This window comes from Brevundimonas balnearis (assembly GCF_042434805.1).
Lineage (GTDB): Bacteria > Pseudomonadota > Alphaproteobacteria > Caulobacterales > Caulobacteraceae > Brevundimonas > Brevundimonas balnearis.
The window spans coordinates 43,891-57,873 of the sequence record NZ_JBHLSW010000001.1; the positions used below are offsets into that span (position 1 = coordinate 43,891).

Here is a 13,983-nt window from a genome sequence, read left to right on the forward strand (position 1 = left end):
CCCGGGGAGAGGGATGACTTCTATCAAAGCGCCTTCAGGTCGGCGTCGATGGCCTCGATCATCGCATCGGTGATCATGCCCTGGGAGAAGGGCTGGACCTGCTTCAGGGTCATGGCCTCGAACTGGGCGCGGGCGGGATGCTGGGCGACGCCCGGCATGTGCTTCTCGAGCACCGCGGCGGTGGCTTCGTTGGCGAGCAGGTCGCGGATCGGGCTGTCGATGGTCAGCTCGGCCTCAGCCTGTGCCTCGGCGTGCGCGGCGTGATCGCCGTGGCCGGCGTGATCGTCGTGGGCCCCCGCGGCGGGCGCGTCCTGGGCGACGGCCGGGGCGGCGAACAGCAGGGCGGCGGCGAGAGCGGTCTTGAACATGGCGGTCTCCAAAGATGAAGCCGCACATGAGCCCGAAATCGTGACCGCGTCACGACAGAATCTTTCCCTCCCGCCCGCGCGAAGCTAGACACGGCCCATGACCGACGCCGCCGCCCCCCGCTATGTCATCGAAGGCCGCACGGGCCCCTGGGAACTGGTTCTGGGCCTGGAGGTCCACGCCCAGGTGGCGTCGAGGGCCAAGCTGTTCTCCGGCGCGGCCGTCGGCTTCGGCGCCGGCCCGAACGAGCAGGTGTCGCTGGTCGATGCGGGCTTCCCCGGCATGCTGCCGACGCTGAACCGCTTCTGCGTCGAGCAGGCGGTGCGGTCGGGCCTGGGCCTGCGCGCGCGGATCAACCTGAAGAGCCAGTTCGACCGGAAGAACTATTTCTATCCGGACCTGCCCACCGGCTATCAAATCAGCCAGCTGTACCACCCCATCGTCGGCGAGGGCGTGGTCGAGGTGGAGCGGGACGACGGCTCGTTCTTCGAGGTGCGGATCGAGCGGCTGCACCTGGAACAGGACGCGGGCAAGCTGATCCACGACCTGTCGCCGACCGAGAGCTACGTCGATCTGAACCGCGCGGGCACCGCCCTGATGGAGATCGTGTCGCGCCCGGACATGCGCAGCCCCGACGAGGCGGTGGCGTATCTGAAGAAGCTGCGCACCATCCTGATCTATCTCGGCACCTGCGACGGCGACATGGAGAAGGGCAATCTGCGCGCCGACGTGAACGTGTCCGTGTGCCGTCCCGGGCAGTACGAGACGTACCGCGAGACCGGCGACTTCGGCCACCTGGGTACGCGCTGTGAGATCAAGAACGTCAACAGCTTCCGCTTCATTTCTCAGGCGATCCAGTATGAGGCGCGGCGCCAGATCGAGATCCTGGAGGACGGCGGCAAGATCGATCAGGAGACCCGCCTGTTCGACCCGAACAAGGGCGAGACCCGGTCCATGCGCTCCAAGGAGGAGGCGCACGACTATCGCTACTTCCCCGATCCCGACCTGCTGCCGCTGGAGCTGGAACAGGCCTGGATCGAGGAGATCAAGGCGTCCCTGCCAGAGCTGCCCGACGACAAGCGCCGCCGCTTCATGGCCGACTACGGCCTGTCGCAGTACGACGCCGGCGTGCTGATCTCGGAACAGGCCAAGGCCGACTACTTCGAGGCCGCCGCGAAAGGGCGCGACGCCAAGCTGGTCGCCAACTGGGTGACGAACGAGGTCTCCGCGCGCTTGGCGGCCGAAGGGCGCGACTTCGACGACAACCCCCTGCCCGCCGCCCATGTGGCCCAGCTGGTCGAGCTGATCGAGACCAACGTCATCTCGTCCAAGATCGCCAAGGAAGTCTTCGACCACGTCTGGAACGGCGAGGGCTCGCCGGCCGAGGTGGTCGAAAAGCACGGCCTGAAACAGGTCACCGACACGGGGGCCATCGAAAAGGCCGTCGACGAGATCATCGCCGCCAATCCGGACAAGGCCGAGGCGGTGAAGGACAAGCCCCAGGCGCTGGGCTGGTTCGTCGGACAGGTGATGAAGGCCACCGGCGGCAAAGCCAACCCGGCGGCGGTCAACGAGATCCTGAAGGCGAAGCTGGGGGTCTGAGGCCCGGTCCGCCGGTTCAGTCGGGGTGGCGCTCCTTGAGCGTCTTCATGCTCCAGCGGGCCATCTCGGCGACGACCTCCGTGTCCACGTCCGCGAGCCGGTTCAGATAGATGCAGCCCTTGCCCGACTTGTGCTTGCCGAGCCGGCTCAGGAAGTCGTCGCGCGCCTCGTCATAGGCCGCCATGTAGAGCACCAGATTGGCCTACCGCGGCGAGAAGCCCGCCAGCGGCGCCTCGCCGGAATGGCCGCTGTCGTAGGTGTAGCGGTACTTGCCGAACCCGATGATCGACGGCCCCCACATGACGGGCGGGTGGCCCGTCGCCTCGGCCAACAGCGCCAGCACGGCTTGGGCGTCCTCCCGCCGGCCGGGGTGATCGACGCTGTCGATGAAGGCCTCGGGCGAGACGGGCGTCGGCTTGGTCTTGGCTTCGTACGGCATCGCAGGCGCCTCCGGGACCCGTGATTGAGGTCTTCACGTCAGGCCACGTCAAGAACCATCGTCCACGCCGACACGCCGCACGACGCGAGACTCACCCCACGCTCGGCAGCGGGATCATGCCGGTCGCCAGGATGACCATGATCAGGACCCAGACGACGGCCGCGATCCAGGTGGTGGTCAGGAACTTCTTCTTCAGCTGCGGATCGGCCGGCGCGCCCCACTGGGCGCCGTCGGTCGGGATCTCGCGATCCTTCTGATCCATGCCGAGGGGCAGGACGGCGAACAGCACCACCCACCAGACGACGAGGAAGATCGCCGTCGCCGTGAACCATCCGACCGGCATCATTGCGCGCCCTCCTTCGGCGTCTCCATCAACTCCACCAGCACCCCGCCCATGTCCTGGGGATGAACGAACAGAATGGGCGTGCCGTGGGCCCCGATGCGCGGCTCTCCGGTTCCCAGGATCGTCGCGCCCTTGGCGCGCAGCGCGTCGCGGGCGGCGAGGATGTCCTCGACCTCGAAACAGACGTGGTGCTGGCCGCCCTTCGGGTTCTTGGCCAGGAAGCCGTGGATCGGGCTGTCCTCGCCCAGCGGCTCGATCAGCTCGATCTGGCTGTTCGGCAGGTCGATGAAGCAGACCCGCACCCCCTGCGCCGGCAGGTCGAACGGCGCGCGCGCGCGCGTGGCGCCCAGCAGGTCGCGGTACATGGCCAGCGAGGCTTCGATCGACGGCGTGGCGACGCCGACGTGGTTCAGACTTCCGATCATGGTCCGGGCCTAGCGCGGCCGGAGGCGGCTGTCGATGCGGCGCTCAATCCTCGTCGCAGCCGGCGCCGAAGCCCGGCGCGCGCAGCGCCAGCAGCATGGAGGCGCGGTCCCCCGGCGTGATCTCGCCCGCCGCCTCCAGCACGCAGCCCACCACGGTGTTCGAGTTCGGCGCCATCAGCCCGTAGGCGACCTCGGTCGTCTCCAGCCGCCGGATCGCGGCGTCGAGCCGGCGGGCCACATCCCGGACATCGCCGGGCGCGGTCGCCACCAGCGTCATCTCGTGCAGCGCCTGTCCCGAGCTTGGGAAGTCGTAGGCCGCGTAGTCGTAGGGCCGCGCCTCCGCCCGCAGCAGATTGGGCCGGTCGATGCGGTGTCGCAGCTTGCCCGCCGTGCTGGCCGAATAGGCCACCGCCCCGCCCGCCTCGGGCACCACCAGGATGTAGGCGTGACGGGGAAACAGCAGGTAGTGCGCCAGATATTTGGTCACGGGGACGAACGGCGGTCCGTCCGGTCCCAGCGCGTGGGCCCCGACGTACACGCCCGGCGGCACGGTGCGCGCGTCGATGCGGCCGAACCGCTGCAGGATGTGGTCGGCCATGGCGTGGTCGAACAGGAACTCCCCGTCCTCGGCCTCGGCCGCCAGATAGGCGCGGATCCGCTCGGCGCTCGGGCGCGGGCCGAGCTCCGGATAGATGTCGGCGAAGGCGTCGGCGCTCACGCGCTCGCCGTCCAGCGGACTGTGCCACAGCGCCTTCAGCTCGTGCGCCATGCGTCCTGCGGGATCGTCGCCCCGGAAGGTGGACAGGCTGAGCGCCAGGTTCACCACGGCGAACAGCAGCACGAGCCCGGCGAGGCCCTCCGCCGCGATGACCGCGAGACGGCGCCACCCCGTCCAGGGATGCTTGGCGTGACGGACGCGATGGAGAATGCGGCCGAACCGCTCGCGCCCGGCCATGACCTACAGCCTAAGCACGATGGTCTCGACGATCGGGCGGCGGTCCCAGATGCGCTGGCTGGCCTTCTTCAGCGCGCGGGCGACGGCCTGTTCGATGACCAGCTCGTCCTCCAGCGCCTCGCCCTTGAGGTTGCGGACCGCCTGTTCCACGCGCTCTGCGAGTTCGTCCAGCGCATCGCCGAGCGGGCTTTCGTCGTCGCCCGGCAGGCCGATGCCGCGCACGTCGATGTCCGACACGATCTTGCCGCGCCGGTCCATGGCGAAGCTGACCACCAGCACCCCGTTGGTTGAGGCGTGGCGCCGCTCGCGGATCGCCTCGCCCTCCTCGGTCACAAGGCGGCCGCCGTCGACGTAGAGGCGCCCGGCCGGAACCTCGTCGATCACCGACGCCTTGCCGGGCCACAGGCGCACCATGTCGCCGTTGCGCGGGGCGACCGTCTCGGTGATTCCCAGGTCCTGCGCCAGATTGGCGTGCTCCACCAGGAAGCGGCGCACCCCGTGGGTCGGCACCGCGATGCGCGGCCGGATCCAGCGGTACATCTCGCGCAGCTCCTCGCGGCACGGGTGGCCCGAGACGTGGATGCCCGGATGGTCCTTCTCGGTGTAGATGCGCACCCCGCGATCCGACAGCCGGTCCTGCAGCGCGCCGATGGCCAGTTCGTTGCCCGGGATCTGGCGCGACGAGAAGATACAGTGGTCGCCGCGTCCCAGCTTCACATAGGGGTGGGTGCCGTCGGCCACCCGCGACAGCGCCGCGCGCGGCTCGCCCTGGCTGCCGGTGCAGAGATACAGGATCTGGTCGGCCGGCCAGTCGCGCGCCTCCTGATCGGTCAGGAACGGCTGAAGATCCTTCATCAGGCCGACCGACTTGGCCGCGGAGGTGATGCGGTGCATCGACCGGCCCGCCAGGGCCACGCGCCGCCCGGCGGCTTCCGCGGCGCGGCAGACGCTGTCCATCCGCGCCACGTTGGAGGCGAAACAGCCCACGGCGACCCGGCCCTTCAGCGAGCCGATCAGCTCGGCCAGCGCCTCGCGCACCGTGCCCTCGGAGCCGGCGCGGCCCTCGACGAAGACGTTTGTGGAATCGCACACCATCGCCAGGACGCCCTCGTCGCCGAGCGCCGTCAGGGCCGCCGCATCCGTGACCTCTCCGGTGATCGGATCGGGGTCCAGCTTCCAGTCGCCGGTGTGCAGCACCAGGCCGGCGGGGGTGCGGATCGCCAGGCCGTTCGGCTCAGGGATCGAGTGGGTCAGGCTGACCAGATCGATCTGGAACGGCCCCAGCTCGATGCGGCCGCCCAGCGGGACCTCGATGATCTCCACCTCGTCCAGGAGGTTCTGATCACGCAGCTTCTCGCGGATCAGGAAGGCGGTGAAGGGCGTCGCATAGACCGGCGCCTTCATGCGCGGCCAAAGCCAGGCCAGCGCCCCGATGTGGTCTTCATGCGCGTGGGTCAGGACGATGCCCAGAAGGTCCTCGCCCTCCAGGAAGGCCGGGTCCGGCGTGATCACGTCGACGCCCGGCGTCGACAGGTCGCCGAAGGTCACGCCCACGTCGACCACGATCCACTGGCGCGCGTGCCGCGGCCCGAAACCGTAGAGATTCAGGTTCATACCGACCTCGTCCGACCCGCCCAGCGGCAGGAAGACGAGTTCGTCGTTCGTTTGCTTTGTCATGTCCGCCCGATGTGGGGATTGCGGCGCCGGATTTCGAGCAGGCCGCGGATGGTCAGGTCCGGATCGAACCGGTCGATGCTGTCGGTGGCGCCTTCGAACAGGCTGACCACGCCGCCGGTTCCGATCACCGTCATGGGCTTGCCCCATTCGGCCTTGATGCGCGCCACCAGCCCCTCGATCAGGGCGATGTAGCCCCAGAAGACGCCGGACTGCATGTTCGTCACCGTATCCTTGCCGATCACGGTCGGCGGGCGCTGGATGGCGATGCGCGGCAGCATGGCGGCGGCCTCGTGCAGAGCCTGAAGGCTGAGGTTGACGCCCGGCGCGATGATCCCGCCCTCGAAGGCGCCGTCGGCGGCGACCACGTCGAAGGTCGTGGCCGTGCCGGAATCGATCACGATCAGGTCGCCCGGATAGGCCAGGTGCGCGCCGACGGCGTTGACCAGCCGGTCGGCGCCGGCCTCGCTCGGCTTGGCGATCCGCACGGGGATGCCCAGCTCGACGTTCTCGCCGATCACCAGGGGCTCGACGTTCAGATAGCGCCGCGACAGGTTCCTGAGGTTGAAGATCGACTGCGGCACCACGCTGGAGATGATGCAGCTGTCCAGGGCGCCGAGCTCCAGCCCCCGCATCGACAGAAGCTGGGTCAGCCAGACGGCGTATTCGTCGGCGGTGCGGCTCGACTCCGTCGCCGTGCGCCACTGGGCGATCCAGTCGGCGCCGTCGTGGACGGCGAACAGCGTGTTGGTGTTGCCCTGCTCGATGGCCAGAAGCATGCGGTGGTCCGTGGGTCTCGTCAGGCCTTATCGATCAGGATCACGCCCGGCAGATCGCGGAAATGGGCGTCGCAGGTCAGCAACTCGGCCCCGTGCTCCTGGGCGGTGGCATAGATCACCGCGTCCGCCGTGGCCAGCTTGTGCTTGACGCAAGTCTCTGCGGCGATCAGCGCGATCCGCATCGTCATCGGCGCGATCACACAGATGCGGCTGAGCGCGATTGTCGGCTCCAGCAACTCTGGCCGATTCCGCATAAGCCATTTCGTCAACTCGAGCTGGACCATGGTGGGAGCTAGCCAGTCTTCCACCTCCGGCATGGCAGGTCGCACTCGAGCCCCCGTCGGCGTGCCGATCAGGAACTCGATCCAGGCGGACGTATCGACAAGCCGCATCAGTAGCGGTCGTTACGATCTCGATAGCCGCTCGGGTCGGCGCCCTTGGCCATGCCGAACAGATCCTTCAACTCCGGCACCGGCACCAGGACGACGCTCTTGCCTTTCGGAATGAAGGCGAACCTCTGACCCGCCTTCCAACCCAGCTCTTCACGAACTTCCTTGGGAACGGAAATCTGGAACTTGGACGACAGGGTCGTGGTGCTGGACATCGCCTTACTCGGTTCGATCGATCGGCAGATCGTAAGATGCGCCTCATGGCCGGCGGTCGCAAGGCCTCAAGCGGCCTCCCCGAAGAACACGTCGCCCGCCGATATAAGCTTCAGGGAGCCGTCCGGCAGCCTCAGACGCAGCGACCCGTCCGGCTCGACCCCGTCGGCGACGCCGCTGAGGGTCTCGGTCGACAGCCGCGCCACGCACGGGCCGTCCAGTCCCGGCGCACGGCGACGCCAGGCGTCCAGCACCGGCTCGAAGCCGTACCGGTCCCAGCGCTCGCTCCAGGCGGCGAACCGCTCGGCGAGCAGCTCCAGCGCGATCTCCGGGGGCGGGGGATAGGCGATGTCGGGGCGCAGATGCCGCGCCAGCGCGGTCGCCGGTCGCTCCGTCCCCTCCGGCGCATGGGCCAGGTTCACGCCGATGCCGACCGCCAGCCACAGGCCGCCGTCGGCGCGCCCGCCGGATTCCAGCAGGATGCCCGAAGCCTTCCGCCCGGCCAGCAGGACGTCGTTGGGCCATTTGATCGTCACCGCGCCCTCGGCGGCGAAGGCGTCCAGCAGCTCCGCCACCGCCAGGGCCGCCAGGAAGCTGGCCTGCGCCGCCTCCCCGGCCGGACGCCGCGTGGTGGTCAGCAGGGTGGCGAACAGATTGCCCGTGTCGCTCTCCCAGGCCCGGCCGCGCCGACCGCGCCCGGCGGTCTGCCGCCGCGCCGCCAGCCAGAGCGGGCCGGTCTCGCCGCCCTCGGCGCGACGCCGCGCCTCGGCGTTGGTCGAATCGATCTCGTCGAACCAGACGCCTTCGGTCACGACCTCGACCGTCAACCCAGGCCCGAAGCGGCGGTGCGCGCCAGGGGCTCGAGCCAGGTCAGGCCGACGATCACCAGCGGGAAGGCGAAGGCGGCGGCGGCCCATGCGGTGAAGCGGGCCTCGACCGGGCTCTGGTCGGTCGCGGCCTGGTCCTCGGGCGCCGGGTCGAACCACATCACCTTGATGATGCGCAGATAGTAGAAGGCGGCCACGACCGAGGCGACCAGACCGGCCGCGGCGACCTGCCAGTAGCCGGCGTCGGCGGCGGCGCCGAAGACGTAGTACTTGCCCCAGAAGCCCGAGAACGGCGGCATCCCCAGCACCGACAGCGACAGCACCGTCAGGGCGATGGCGGTCACCGGCCGGGTCTTCTTCAGCCCCGCCAGATCCTGGATCGTGCGGATCGGCCTGCCGTTCCTCGACAGGCTGAGCAGCACGGCGAAGAAGCCGAACTGGTCGACGACGTACAGCGTCATGAAGATCAGCATGGCCTGCAGGCCCGCTTCGGTGCCCGCGACGATGCCGAGCAGGGCGTAGCCGATGTTGGCGATGGACGAATAGGCGAGCAGGCGCTGGATGTCCCGCTGCGCCAGGCCCCCGATCGCGCCGACCGCGAAGCTGGCCAGGCAGATCAGGATCAGAACCTGGGACCAGGCGCTCTGGGCCTCGCCGAAGCCCAGCTGCATGGCGCGGGCGAACAGGACCATGGCCGCGACCTTGGGCGCGGTGGCGAACAGGGCCACGACCGGCGTCGGCGCGCCCTCGTAGACGTCCGGCGTCCACATGTGGAACGGCGCGGCCGAGACCTTGAACGCCAGGCCGCAGATCAGGAACACCAGGCCGAACACCAGCCCGGGGGCCGGATCGGCGGTGGCGACCGCAGCGATGTCCTCGAACCGCATGGAGCCCGCGAAGCCGTAGATCAGGCTGGAGCCGTAGAGCAGCAGGCCCGACGACAGGGCGCCCAGGACGAAATACTTCAGACCCGCCTCGGACGCGCGCGCGTCGTCGCGGTGGAAGGCGGCGAGCACATAGAGCGCCAGCGAGTGGAGCTCCACGCCGATGTAGAGCGAGATCAGGTCGCCGGAGGACGCCATCATCGCCATGCCGACGGCCGCCAGCACGATCAGGATCGGGAACTCGAAGCGGGCGATGCGCTCGCGCTGCATCCAGCCGCCGCCCAGCACCACGGCGACCGCGCTGGCCAGATAGATCAGCACCTTGGCGTAGATCGCGAACCGGTCGGACACGAAGGCGCCGTCGAAGGCCGAGCCGAGCGGCACATAGGCGGCGATGGCGGCGGCCGCGATCAGCAGCGCCACCGACAGGATCGAGATCAGCCGCGCGGACTTCTCGCCGATGAAGGCGCCGAGCATCAGCAGCACCATGGCCCCGAGGGCGAGCGTCAGCTCCGAGGCGGCGAGCGGGAGGGCTTGGGACAGGTCAGGCATGGTCTCTCACCCGCCGATCGCGGCGCGATAGGTGGTCGTCAGGGCCTCGACCGAGGCGGCGGTCACGTCCAGCACCACGCCGGGCTGCACGCCCAGCCAGACGGTGCCGACGATCAGGGGCAGGAAGGTCACCAGCTCCCGCGTGTCGATGTCGGCGATGGTCTTGAGCTTCGGGTTCACGATCTCGCCGAACATGACGTTGCGATAGAGCGTCAGCGCATAGACGGCCGAGACGATCACCCCCAGGGCCGCGACGAAGGCGGTCCAGGTGGAGACCTCATAGGCGCCCGTCATCGTCAGGATCTCGCCGATGAAGCCCGAGGTGCCGGGCAGGCCCACATTGGCCATGGTGAACAGCAGGAAGATCGCCGCGTACCAGGGCATCCGGCTGGTCAGGCCGCCGTAGAAGGCGATCTCGCGGGTGTGCATCCGGTCGTAGACGACGCCGACGCACAGGAAGAGCGCGCCCGAGATCAGGCCGTGGCTGATCATCTGGAACACCGCGCCCTGCACGCCGGTGTCGTTGCCGGCGAAGATGCCCATGGTGACGAAGCCCATGTGCGCCACCGACGAATAGGCGATCAGCTTCTTGATGTCCGTCTGCCGGAACGCGACCAGCGAGGTGTAGACGATGGCGATCACCGACAGGGCGAACACCAGCGGCCGGAAGGTCTCGGACGCGTCCGGGAACATCGGCACGTTGAACAGCAGGAAGCCGTAGCCGCCGAGCTTCAGCAGGATGCCCGCCAGGATGACCGAGCCCGCCGTGGGCGCCTGCACGTGGGCGTCCGGCAGCCAGGTGTGCACCGGCCACATCGGCATCTTCACCGCGAAGGAGGCGAAGAAGGCCAGCCACAGGAAGGGCTGCACATAGGGGTCGAAGGCGTAGGTCTTCAGCGCCGGGATGCTGGTGGTGCCGGTCTCATAGGCCATCCACAGCATGGCCAGCAGCATGAGCACGCTTCCCAGCAGGGTGTAGAGGAAGAACTTGTAGGCCGCGTAGATGCGGTTCGCCCCGCCCCACACCCCGATGATGATGAACATCGGGACGAGGGTGCCCTCGAAGAAGATGTAAAACAGGAACAGGTCCAGCGCCGTGAAGACGCCGATCACCAGCGTCTCCAGCACCAGGAAGGCGATCATGTATTCGACCACCCGGTCCTTGATGGTGGTCCAGCTGGCCAGGATGCACAGCGGCATCAGGAAGGCGGTCAGCACCACGAACAGGATCGAGATGCCGTCCACGCCCAGGTGATACTGGGCGCCGGCGAACCACAGGTAGCGCTCGACGAACTGGTAGCCCGGGTTCGAGGCGTCGAAGCCGGCCAGCATGACGACCGAGACGGCCAGGGTGGCCAGGGTCGTGATCAGGGTGATCCAGCGCGCCGCGCCGTCGGCCCCGCCCTTGGAGGCCAACCGGGCGGCCAGGACCAGCGCGGCCCCGACCAGCGGCAGGAAGGTGACGATGCTCAGGATGTGAGGCACGGGATCAGGCTCCCCACGTGGTGATGGCGAAGGCGAGCAGACCCGCCACCCCCAGCAGCATCACGAACGCATAGTGATAGACGTAGCCGGACTGCAGCTTCGACAGCCAGCCGGCGGACTTCAGCGAGGTCCAGGCCGCGCCGTTCGGCCCCAGGCCGTCGATGATCTTCACGTCGCCGACCTTCCAGAACAAGTCGCCCAGCGCCTTGGCGCCCCGCACGAACACGAAGTCGTAGACCTCGTCGAAGTACCACTTGTTGTAGAGGAAAGTGTGCAGCGGCCCGCCGCGCTCGGCCATGCGCCGCGCCAGCCCTTCCTTCACCACATAGAACCAGATCGCGATGAGCGTGCCCGCCGTCGAGACGAACAGCGGCGCCCACAGCACCCAGGTCGGGACCTCGTGGCTGTCGTGCAGCACGTGGTTGTGCTCGGCGGTGTAGATCGCCCCGCGCCAGAACTCGTGCTCGTGGTAGCCGACGAACTGATCGTAGAAGGCGAAGCCCGAGGCGATCGCGCCCACCGACAGGATCAGCAGCGGGACCAGCATCACCCACGGGCTCTCGTGCGGCTTCAGCGGGCCGTGGTGGTGGCCGTGGTCGTCGTGATGCGCGTCATGATGGGCATGGGAGACGTCCGGCTCGGAATGGGTCTCCAGCTGGGCGTCCGACGCGTGGTCGTCGTGGGCGTGGGCATGGCCGTCCTTCCACACCGGCTTGTTGTGGAAGGTCATGAAGATCAGCCGCCACGAATAGTAGGCGGTCAGGCCCGCGGCGAAGAGGCCGACGAAGAAGGCGAACATGCCCACCGGATTGTCGGCGCCGGCGGCGAAGGCGCTCTCCAGGATCGAGTCCTTCGAATAGAAGCCGGCGAAGCCCCACTTCAGCTCGGGCACGCCCAGGCCGGTGATGGCGATCGTGCCGATCATCATGACCGCGTAGGTGACGGGCAGCAGCTTGGCCAGGCCGCCCATGTTCCGCATGTCCTGCTCGTGGTGCATGCCGTGGATCACCGAGCCGGCGCCCAGGAACAAGAGGGCCTTGAAGAAGGCGTGGGTGAACAGGTGGAACATCGCCGCCTGATAGGCGCCGACGCCGGCGGCGAAGAACATGTAGCCGAGCTGCGAACAGGTCGAATAGGCGATGACCCGCTTGATGTCGTTCTGGGTCAGGCCGACGGTCGCGGCGAACAGGGCCGTCACCGCGCCCACGATGGCCACGATCTGGGCCGCCACCGGGGCGTATTCGAACAGCGGGCTGAGCAGGCAGACCATGTAGACGCCCGCCGTCACCATGGTGGCCGCGTGGATCAGGGCCGACACCGGCGTCGGGCCCTCCATCGCGTCCGGCAGCCAGGTGTGCAGGAAGAACTGGGCCGACTTGCCCATGGCGCCGATGAACAGCAGGAACGCCGCCAGATCCAGCGCCGACCAGGTCTGGCCCAGGAAGCTCCAGCCCTCGCCCGCGCGGTCGGCGATCAGCGGGAACAGCTCGGCGAACTGGATCGTGCCGAACATCCAGAAGACCGTCATGATGCCGAGCGCGAAGCCGAAGTCGCCGACCCGGTTGACGACGAAGGCCTTGATGGCGGCGGCGGACGCGGTCGGCTTCTTGTACCAGAAGCCGATCAGCAGATAGGACGCCAGGCCCACGCCCTCCCAGCCGAAGAACAGCTGCATGAAGTCCGCGGCCGTGACCAGCGCCAGCATGGCGAAGGTGAACAGCGACAGATAGGCGAAGAAGCGCGGCCGGCTGTCGTCCTCGGCCATGTAGCCCCAGGAATACAGGTGGACGAGCGCCGAGACCGTCGTCACCACGATCAGCATCACCGCCGACAGGCCGTCGATGCGGATGGCCCAGTTCGACTGGAAGTCGCCGACGTTGATGAAGGGCGCCAGCGTCACGGTGAAGGGCTCCAGCCCGCCCCAGGTCCACTGGCTGAAGACGGTCCAGGCGACCGCGCACGAGAAGAACAGGAGGCCCGTGGTCACCGCCTGGCTGGCGATGTTCCCGATCCGGCGGCCGGTCAGGCCGGCGACGGCCGCGCCCAGAAGCGGCGCGAAGACCCCGAGGGTGACGAGAAGTTCGATGGTCACGGTCAGCCCTTCATCACCGAGGCGTCGTCAACCGCGATGTCGCCGCGGTTCCTGAAGAAGGTCACGAGGATGGCCAGGCCGATCGCGGCCTCGGCCGCCGCGACGGTCAGGACGAACATCGCCATGATCTGACCGGACACCTCGTTGAGGTAGGCCGAAAAGGCGACGAAGTTGATGTTCACCGCGAGCAGGATCAGCTCGATCGACATCAGGATGATGATGACGTTCTTGCGGTTCACGAAGATGCCGAACACCCCGATGGTGAACAGCATGGCGCCGACCGCCAGATAGTGGGCGAGGCCGATTTCCATCAGAGCAGCTCCTCGGGACGGACGCCGGAGCCGATCGCGGGGGTGCGCACCTCGATGGCCTTCTTGCGGTCGCGGTTGACCTGGTCGCCCGGGTTCTGGCGACGGATGTGCGGCTTGTGGCGCAGCGTCAGGGTGATGGCGCCGATCATGGCGATCAGCAGAACGATCCCGGCCGCCTGGAAGAAGTAGACGTAGTCCGTGTAGAGCACCCGGCCGATGGCCTCGATGTTGGTCATCTCCGGCGTCGGCGCGACCGGGCCGACCGCGTCGCGGGCCGCCCCGCCCTGCACCACCGCCAAGGATACCACGATCATCTCGGCCAGCAGCACCCCGGCGATGATCCCGCCGAACGGCAGGTATTTGGCGAAGCCCTCGCGCAGCCGCACGAAGTCGACGTCCAGCATCATGACCACGAACAGGAACAGCACCGCGACCGCGCCGACGTAGACCACGACCAGCAGCATCGCCAGGAACTCAGCGCCCAGCAGGACGAACAGCCCCGCCGACGAGAAGAACGCCAGGATCAACCACAGCACGCTGTGCACCGGGTTCCGCGCCATGACGACGAGGAAGGCCGACAGGACGGCGGTCGCCGCCAGCAGATAGAAGGCCAGGCCTTGCAACATGTCCGGGACCAAGCCCCCTTT

Annotated in this window: 17 protein-coding genes; 1 reads left to right on the top strand and 16 read right to left on the bottom strand. The window is 68.2% G+C overall.

What is annotated here, in order from left to right; translation table 11 throughout:
• Window positions 1-23: 23 nt before the first annotated feature.
• Window positions 24-368 carry a hypothetical protein gene (locus ACFFGE_RS00250; RefSeq protein WP_376833134.1) on the bottom strand — a complete coding sequence of 115 codons (345 nt, stop codon included), beginning with the start codon at window positions 366-368 and terminating at the stop codon, window positions 24-26.
• A gap of 97 nt (window positions 369-465) precedes the next feature.
• On the opposite strand from ACFFGE_RS00250, the gene gatB reads away from it, so the two are divergent.
• On the top strand, window positions 466-1,968 hold the full coding sequence (gatB, locus tag ACFFGE_RS00255) for an Asp-tRNA(Asn)/Glu-tRNA(Gln) amidotransferase subunit GatB (RefSeq protein WP_376833136.1): 1,503 nt from the start codon (window positions 466-468) through the stop codon (window positions 1,966-1,968).
• Window positions 1,969-1,984: 16 nt separating this feature from the next.
• Here gatB and ACFFGE_RS00260 read toward each other — a convergent pair whose 3' ends face one another.
• The 15 genes from ACFFGE_RS00260 to ACFFGE_RS00330 form a co-directional block, all read right to left on the bottom strand.
• Window positions 1,985-2,161 (bottom strand): hypothetical protein, encoded by a 177-nt coding sequence (locus ACFFGE_RS00260; protein ID WP_376833138.1) that lies wholly within the window; start codon window positions 2,159-2,161, stop codon window positions 1,985-1,987.
• Between the two features lie 9 nt (window positions 2,162-2,170).
• Window positions 2,171-2,407: a hypothetical protein gene (locus ACFFGE_RS00265; protein ID WP_376833140.1), complete on the bottom strand. Its 237-nt coding sequence runs from the start codon at window positions 2,405-2,407 to the stop codon at window positions 2,171-2,173.
• A gap of 91 nt (window positions 2,408-2,498) precedes the next feature.
• Window positions 2,499-2,753: a DUF1467 family protein gene (locus ACFFGE_RS00270; RefSeq protein ID WP_376833142.1), complete on the bottom strand. Its 255-nt coding sequence runs from the start codon at window positions 2,751-2,753 to the stop codon at window positions 2,499-2,501.
• Window positions 2,750-3,175 (bottom strand): methylmalonyl-CoA epimerase, encoded by a 426-nt coding sequence (gene mce, locus ACFFGE_RS00275; RefSeq protein WP_376833144.1) that lies wholly within the window; start codon window positions 3,173-3,175, stop codon window positions 2,750-2,752. Before mce ends, ACFFGE_RS00270 begins: the two co-directional genes overlap by 4 nt.
• A gap of 43 nt (window positions 3,176-3,218) precedes the next feature.
• On the bottom strand, window positions 3,219-4,130 hold the full coding sequence (locus ACFFGE_RS00280; RefSeq protein ID WP_376833146.1) for a hypothetical protein: 912 nt from the start codon (window positions 4,128-4,130) through the stop codon (window positions 3,219-3,221).
• A gap of 3 nt (window positions 4,131-4,133) precedes the next feature.
• Window positions 4,134-5,807, bottom strand: coding sequence for a ribonuclease J (locus tag ACFFGE_RS00285; protein ID WP_376833148.1), 1,674 nt, complete (start codon window positions 5,805-5,807; stop codon window positions 4,134-4,136).
• Window positions 5,804-6,583, bottom strand: a complete 780-nt coding sequence (locus ACFFGE_RS00290; RefSeq protein WP_376833150.1) for a type III pantothenate kinase — start codon at window positions 6,581-6,583, stop codon at window positions 5,804-5,806. Before ACFFGE_RS00290 ends, ACFFGE_RS00285 begins: the two co-directional genes overlap by 4 nt.
• A 20-nt stretch (window positions 6,584-6,603) precedes the next feature.
• Window positions 6,604-6,975, bottom strand: a complete 372-nt coding sequence (locus ACFFGE_RS00295) for a type II toxin-antitoxin system VapC family toxin (RefSeq protein WP_376833152.1) — start codon at window positions 6,973-6,975, stop codon at window positions 6,604-6,606.
• A complete protein-coding gene (locus ACFFGE_RS00300) occupies window positions 6,975-7,187 on the bottom strand; it encodes an AbrB/MazE/SpoVT family DNA-binding domain-containing protein (RefSeq protein WP_376833154.1) in 213 nt (70 codons plus the stop codon). The genes ACFFGE_RS00295 and ACFFGE_RS00300 overlap by 1 nt, the downstream gene beginning before the upstream one ends.
• A gap of 66 nt (window positions 7,188-7,253) precedes the next feature.
• The gene (locus tag ACFFGE_RS00305) at window positions 7,254-7,997 is read right to left on the bottom strand and encodes a biotin--[acetyl-CoA-carboxylase] ligase (RefSeq protein ID WP_376833156.1); all 744 of its coding nucleotides are present in this window, start codon (window positions 7,995-7,997) and stop codon (window positions 7,254-7,256) included.
• Between the two features lie 11 nt (window positions 7,998-8,008).
• On the bottom strand, window positions 8,009-9,448 hold the full coding sequence (gene nuoN / locus ACFFGE_RS00310) for an NADH-quinone oxidoreductase subunit NuoN (protein ID WP_376833158.1): 1,440 nt from the start codon (window positions 9,446-9,448) through the stop codon (window positions 8,009-8,011).
• A gap of 6 nt (window positions 9,449-9,454) precedes the next feature.
• Window positions 9,455-10,933: an NADH-quinone oxidoreductase subunit M gene (locus ACFFGE_RS00315; protein ID WP_376833160.1), complete on the bottom strand. Its 1,479-nt coding sequence runs from the start codon at window positions 10,931-10,933 to the stop codon at window positions 9,455-9,457.
• A gap of 4 nt (window positions 10,934-10,937) precedes the next feature.
• Complete coding sequence (gene nuoL, locus ACFFGE_RS00320; RefSeq protein ID WP_376833322.1) at window positions 10,938-13,019, bottom strand: NADH-quinone oxidoreductase subunit L; 2,082 nt, start codon at window positions 13,017-13,019, stop codon at window positions 10,938-10,940.
• A gap of 8 nt (window positions 13,020-13,027) precedes the next feature.
• Entirely contained in the window at window positions 13,028-13,336 is a 309-nt protein-coding gene (gene nuoK / locus ACFFGE_RS00325) for an NADH-quinone oxidoreductase subunit NuoK (RefSeq protein ID WP_376833162.1), read from the bottom strand.
• Entirely contained in the window at window positions 13,336-13,962 is a 627-nt protein-coding gene (locus ACFFGE_RS00330) for an NADH-quinone oxidoreductase subunit J (RefSeq protein WP_376833164.1), read from the bottom strand. Before ACFFGE_RS00330 ends, nuoK begins: the two co-directional genes overlap by 1 nt.
• Window positions 13,963-13,983: the final 21 nt, after the last annotated feature.

Excerpts from the sequence above, each read along its gene's own strand:
- ACFFGE_RS00270 (WP_376833142.1), bottom strand. The coding sequence starts at position 2,753 with ATGATGCCGGTCGGATGGTTCACGGCGACGGCGATCTTCCTCGTCGTC.
- nuoN (WP_376833158.1), bottom strand. The coding sequence starts at position 9,448 with ATGCCTGACCTGTCCCAAGCCCTCCCGCTCGCCGCCTCGGAGCTGACG.
- ACFFGE_RS00265 (WP_376833140.1), bottom strand. The coding sequence starts at position 2,407 with ATGCCGTACGAAGCCAAGACCAAGCCGACGCCCGTCTCGCCCGAGGCC.
- ACFFGE_RS00290 (WP_376833150.1), bottom strand. The coding sequence starts at position 6,583 with ATGCTTCTGGCCATCGAGCAGGGCAACACCAACACGCTGTTCGCCGTC.
- ACFFGE_RS00285 (WP_376833148.1), bottom strand. The coding sequence starts at position 5,807 with ATGACAAAGCAAACGAACGACGAACTCGTCTTCCTGCCGCTGGGCGGG.
- mce (WP_376833144.1), bottom strand. The coding sequence starts at position 3,175 with ATGATCGGAAGTCTGAACCACGTCGGCGTCGCCACGCCGTCGATCGAA.
- ACFFGE_RS00300 (WP_376833154.1), bottom strand. The coding sequence starts at position 7,187 with ATGTCCAGCACCACGACCCTGTCGTCCAAGTTCCAGATTTCCGTTCCC.
- nuoK (WP_376833162.1), bottom strand. The coding sequence starts at position 13,336 with ATGGAAATCGGCCTCGCCCACTATCTGGCGGTCGGCGCCATGCTGTTC.
- ACFFGE_RS00330 (WP_376833164.1), bottom strand. The coding sequence starts at position 13,962 with ATGTTGCAAGGCCTGGCCTTCTATCTGCTGGCGGCGACCGCCGTCCTG.
- ACFFGE_RS00295 (WP_376833152.1), bottom strand. The coding sequence starts at position 6,975 with ATGCGGCTTGTCGATACGTCCGCCTGGATCGAGTTCCTGATCGGCACG.
- ACFFGE_RS00250 (WP_376833134.1), bottom strand. The coding sequence starts at position 368 with ATGTTCAAGACCGCTCTCGCCGCCGCCCTGCTGTTCGCCGCCCCGGCC.
- gatB (WP_376833136.1), top strand. The coding sequence starts at position 466 with ATGACCGACGCCGCCGCCCCCCGCTATGTCATCGAAGGCCGCACGGGC.
- ACFFGE_RS00280 (WP_376833146.1), bottom strand. The coding sequence starts at position 4,130 with ATGGCCGGGCGCGAGCGGTTCGGCCGCATTCTCCATCGCGTCCGTCAC.